The organism is Thiobacillus sp. (assembly GCF_024708915.1).
Genome location: NZ_JANJXQ010000160.1, coordinates 1 through 4,392 on the forward strand (window position 1 = coordinate 1; position 4,392 = coordinate 4,392).

At 67.0% G+C, this 4,392-nt stretch carries 5 protein-coding genes; all 5 read right to left on the reverse strand.

The window, feature by feature from the left end; genetic code table 11:
* A partial coding sequence (gene lnt / locus Q0L94_RS11210; RefSeq protein ID WP_296753307.1) for an apolipoprotein N-acyltransferase occupies nucleotides 1-1,148 on the reverse strand: 1,148 nt, incomplete at its 3' end.
* 38 nt (nucleotides 1,149-1,186) lie between these two features.
* Nucleotides 1,187-2,467 (reverse strand): dihydroorotase, encoded by a 1,281-nt coding sequence (locus Q0L94_RS11215; protein ID WP_296753309.1) that lies wholly within the window; start codon nucleotides 2,465-2,467, stop codon nucleotides 1,187-1,189.
* Nucleotides 2,464-3,414 carry an aspartate carbamoyltransferase catalytic subunit gene (locus Q0L94_RS11220; RefSeq protein ID WP_296753310.1) on the reverse strand — a complete coding sequence of 317 codons (951 nt, stop codon included), beginning with the start codon at nucleotides 3,412-3,414 and terminating at the stop codon, nucleotides 2,464-2,466. The genes Q0L94_RS11215 and Q0L94_RS11220 overlap by 4 nt, the downstream gene beginning before the upstream one ends.
* Nucleotides 3,411-3,905 carry a bifunctional pyr operon transcriptional regulator/uracil phosphoribosyltransferase PyrR gene (gene pyrR, locus Q0L94_RS11225; protein ID WP_296753312.1) on the reverse strand — a complete coding sequence of 165 codons (495 nt, stop codon included), beginning with the start codon at nucleotides 3,903-3,905 and terminating at the stop codon, nucleotides 3,411-3,413. Before pyrR ends, Q0L94_RS11220 begins: the two co-directional genes overlap by 4 nt.
* Nucleotides 3,886-4,323 carry a Holliday junction resolvase RuvX gene (gene ruvX / locus Q0L94_RS11230; RefSeq protein ID WP_296753314.1) on the reverse strand — a complete coding sequence of 146 codons (438 nt, stop codon included), beginning with the start codon at nucleotides 4,321-4,323 and terminating at the stop codon, nucleotides 3,886-3,888. The genes pyrR and ruvX overlap by 20 nt, the downstream gene beginning before the upstream one ends.
* Nucleotides 4,324-4,392 lie beyond the last annotated feature (69 nt).

Here is a 4,392-nt window from a genome sequence, read left to right on the forward strand (position 1 = left end):
TAGCAGATGTTGACCGCCACCCGCTGGCCGCCGATGGCGAGCGGACGCTGGTCGATCGCGCCGCGCGCAAAATCCGACAGCGGAATGTGCAGCACCTGAATGATCCAGCCCCACACGGCCTTCAGCGGAATGGTTTCGCCGAACGGCACCAGATGCACCTTGTGGTAGCGCTGGCTGGGTGCGCTGCCGAGGCTGATCGCGCTGTTGTAGTAGGCGCCCTGCGGCGAGCCGGTCGGCAGTCCGGCCAGCACGTCGCCGCCGTTTTTCTGGCCGATCGACGCCAGCGCGGCGCGATAGCCGTCGGGGAGGTCGGCTTCGAACAGCGGCAGCGCGGTTTCCGGCAGCACGATCAGCTGCGCGGGCGAGGCGGCTGCCATGCGCGCGTAGCTTTCCAGGGTGGCGCGGGTTTTCTCCGGCTGCCATTTCATGTCCTGCGGGATGTTGCCCTGCAGCAGCGCGACCGTTGTCGGCGTCCCGTCCGGTGTGGTCCACATGATGCCGCGCAAGCCTTGGCCGCCGACCCCCAGCGCCACGAGGCAGGCGGCTGCCCATAATTTCGGCTTTGCGCGGCGCGGACTTGTCAGCATCCATGCCAGTCCTGCCGCCGCAAGCGCCAGCAGGAACGACACGCCATACACGCCGAACAGCGGTGCGAAGCCCGCCAGCGGGCTGGCGGGAACTTGCGAATAGCCCATCACCAGCCACGGAAAGCCGGTGAAAATCCAGCCGCGCACCCATTCCGACGCGCCCCACAGCAACGGTATCAGCACCAACAAACGCAGCGCCGGCGGGATGCGCCAGCGCTTATGCCCTGCAGGGTACGCTTGCAGGGCGCCGACTGCGGCCGGGAACAGCGCCAGGAAGGCGCAAAACAAAAAGGTCGCCAGCGTCGCCAGCCATGCCGCCATGCCGCCGTATACCGACAGGCTGACGAATACCCAGCTCACCCCGGCGATGAAAAAGCCCAGCCCCCACGCCAGGCCGATGAGGAAGCCTGCGCGCATCGAGGACGTATGCGCCAGCAGCCAGAACAGCACGGCGAGGCTCGCCGTCGGCAACAGCCAGAACGCGAACGGGGCGAAGCCGGCGACGGCCAGTGCCCCGCCAAGCAGGCTGACGAGCAATATCGGAAAGGACGCGCGCGGCATGGCGGCCGGGCTAGCCGCCATCGGCGCCGCGGCGTCGATCAGCGCGGGGCTTCAAAATCGATATGGCCGTCGATCAGCGTGTAGCGCACCCGGCCCTGCATCGGGTGGTTGAGGAAGGGCGTGTTGTCGCCTTGGCTGGTCAGGGCTTTGGGGGTGACGACCCAGTCGGCGGTTTCGTCGAAGATGCAGATGTCGGCGTAGCTGCCCACCGCCAGATTGCCGCCGGGGACACCCAGGATCTGCGCCGGCTTCCACGAAATCAGATCGATTGCCTGCATCAGCGGCACGCCCATCTCGCGCGCCCATTTCAGCGTCAGTGGCAGCAGCAGTTCGACGCCGGATGCGCCCGGAACGGATTCGCCGAACGGTACCTGCTTGGCGTCTTCGTCGACCGGCGTGTGGTCGGAGCACAGCGCGTCGACGGAGCCGTCGCGCAGCGCCTCGCGGATGGCGTCGCGGTCGCGCAGGCTCCTCAGCGGCGGCACCAGGTGCAGGTGCGAGTCGAAGCTGACGAGGTCGTTTTCCGACAGGTGCACGTGCGGAGTGGCGACGTCGCAGGTAATCGCCAGGCCTTGTGCCTTGGCGGCGCGCACCATCGCGATGCTCTCGCGCGCCGACAGCCGGGCCAGATGGATGCGGGCGCCGGTTTCACGCGCCAGCTGCAGAATCGTTGCCAGCGCCACCGTCTCGGCCAGAACGGGAATGCCGGGCAGACCCAGCCGCGATGCGATCGCGCCGTCGTGCGCCACCCCGCCGCGCGCCAGCGACACATCCTGTGGCCGCAGCCAGAGGGCGAAGCCGAAGGTGGCGGCGTATTCCATCGCGCGCAGCAGCACCTGGTTGTTGGTCATCGGCGCGTCGGCCTGGGTGAACGCGCGGCAACCCGCTTCGGTCAACTCGGCCATTTCGGTCAGCATCATGCCTTCGAGTTTTTGCGTCATGGCGCCGATCGGATAGACGCGCGGTCCCGGCAGATTTTTGGCGCGGAATTTCAGCATTTCCACCAGTCCCGGCTCGTCCAGCGGCGGATCGGTGTCGGGCGGGCAGGCCAGCGAAGTGATGCCGCCCGCCGCTGCGGCGAGCATTTCGGATTCCAGCGTGGCGCGGTATTCAAAGCCAGGTTCGCGCAGGCGCACCGACAGATCCACCAGGCCGGGGCAGACGACGAGGCCGCTGGCATCGAGCGTGCGGTTGGCGTGGAAGTCGGCGGGCGCAGCGCCGATGCTGACGATCTTGCCGGCGGCGACGTAGATATCGGCGACTTCGTCGCGCGCGCTCATCGGGTCGATCACACGCCCGTTGCTGATCCGGATTTTCATGCCGTTCCCCCTGCCAGCAGCGCCATCACCGCCATCCGCACCGCAATGCCGTAGGTCACCTGCGGCAGGATCACCGACTGCGGGCCGTCGGCTACTTCGGAGTCGATTTCCACGCCGCGGTTCATCGGCCCGGGGTGCATCACGATCGCGTCCGGCTTGGCCAGCGCGAGCTTGTCCGGCGTCAGGCCGAAGAACTTGAAGTATTCCTGGGTGCTCGGCAAGCGCGCGCCCTTCATGCGCTCGTTCTGCAGGCGCAGCATGATGACCACGTCGCAGCCACGCAGACCGGCTTCCATGTCGTGGAACACCTTGACGCCCATCTGCTCGACCCCGGTGGGGAGCAGGGTTTTCGGCCCGATGACGCGCACTTCCGGCACCCCCAGCGTGGTCAGGGCGTGGATCTGCGAGCGCGCCACGCGCGAATGCAGCACATCGCCGACGATGGCCACGGTCAGGTTGTGGAACTCGCCCTTGTAGCGGCGGATGGTGAACATGTCGAGCAGGCCCTGGGTCGGGTGCGCGTGACGGCCGTCGCCGGCGTTGACCACCGAGATGTGCGGCGCGACGTGGCGCGCGATGAAGTGCGCAGCACCCGACTGCCCATGACGCACGATGAACATGTCGGCGTGCATCGCGGCGAGGTTGTCGACGGTGTCGAGGATCGCCTCGCCCTTGGTCTGGCTGGAGGTGGCGATGTTGAGGTTGACGACGTCGGCGGACAGCCGCTTGGCGGCGATCTCGAAGGTGGTGCGGGTGCGCGTCGACGGCTCGAAGAACAGGTTGAAGATCGACTTTCCGCGCAGCAGCGGGACTTTCTTGACTTCGCGCTCGCCGACGTCCATGAAGGATTCGGCGGTGTCGAGGATCTGCGTCAGGATGGCGCGCGGCAGGCCGTCGAGCGTGAGCAGGTGGCGCAGCCTGCCGTCTTCAGTGAGTTGTGGGTTCATGCAATCGAGAGGGTCAGATGGCCGTCGTCCAGCCGGGAAAGATTGATGTTCTGGTGCTCGGGGACGTCGAGCACGAGGCCGGCGAAATCCGGGCGGATCGGCAGCTCGTGGCCGCCGCGGTCGACCAGCACCGCCAGCTGGATCGAGGCCGGGCGGCCGTAGTCGAACAGTTCGTTCATTGCCGCGCGCACCGTGCGGCCGGTGTGCAGCACGTCGTCGACCAGCAGGATGACGCGGTCTTCCAGGTCGAACGGCAGGCTGGACGGTTTCACCTGCGGATGCAGGCCGATGCGCGAAAAATCGTCGCGATAGAACGAAATGTCGAGCGTGCCGAGCGGCATGCCGCACTGCAGCATCGCATGCAGGCGCTCGGCCACCCATGCGCCGCCGGTGTGGATGCCGACGACGAGGGTGTCGGGGGCGAGCGAGGGGGTAATGGCGGCGGCGAGTCGTGCGATCAGGGTGTTGGCGTCAGGCAGTGAGGCGTGCATCGAAGAACCCTTGCAGTATGAGTTGTGCGGCGACGGCGTCCAGCAGCGCCTTGTTTTTCTTGCCGTGGATGCCGCGCGCGTGAAGTTCGGATTCGGCCGCCGTGCTGGTGTGACGCTCGTCCACCAGGAACACCGGCAGGTTGAAGCGCGATTCTAATTTGCGCGCGAAGTTTCTGGTCACCCGGGTCATTTCATGTTCGCTGCCGTCGGCGTGGGTGGGCAGCCCCAGCACCAGCAGCACCGGCTGCCATTCGGCGACCAGCCTGGCGATGGCGGCGAGCCGCTCCTCGCTGGAACCGGCCTGAATGACGGAAAGCGGATGCGCGATGCCGATCGACAATTCGCCCGACGCCACGCCGGTGCGCTTCAGGCCAAGATCGAAGGCCAGCACGCTGCCATGGGTTTCCGCGAAGCTCAAGCGTGCCCGGCTTCTTCGGAGAGGCGGGCGAAGTCGATGCCGAGGATCCGCATCGCGGCGGGCAGGCGT

What these genes read in the sequence shown, in the direction of transcription:
- Q0L94_RS11215 (WP_296753309.1), bottom strand. Translation starts at nt 2,467, where the DNA reads ATGAAAATCCGGATCAGCAACGGGCGTGTGATCGACCCGATGAGCGCG.
- Q0L94_RS11220 (WP_296753310.1), bottom strand. Translation starts at nt 3,414, where the DNA reads ATGAACCCACAACTCACTGAAGACGGCAGGCTGCGCCACCTGCTCACG.
- pyrR (WP_296753312.1), bottom strand. Translation starts at nt 3,905, where the DNA reads ATGCACGCCTCACTGCCTGACGCCAACACCCTGATCGCACGACTCGCC.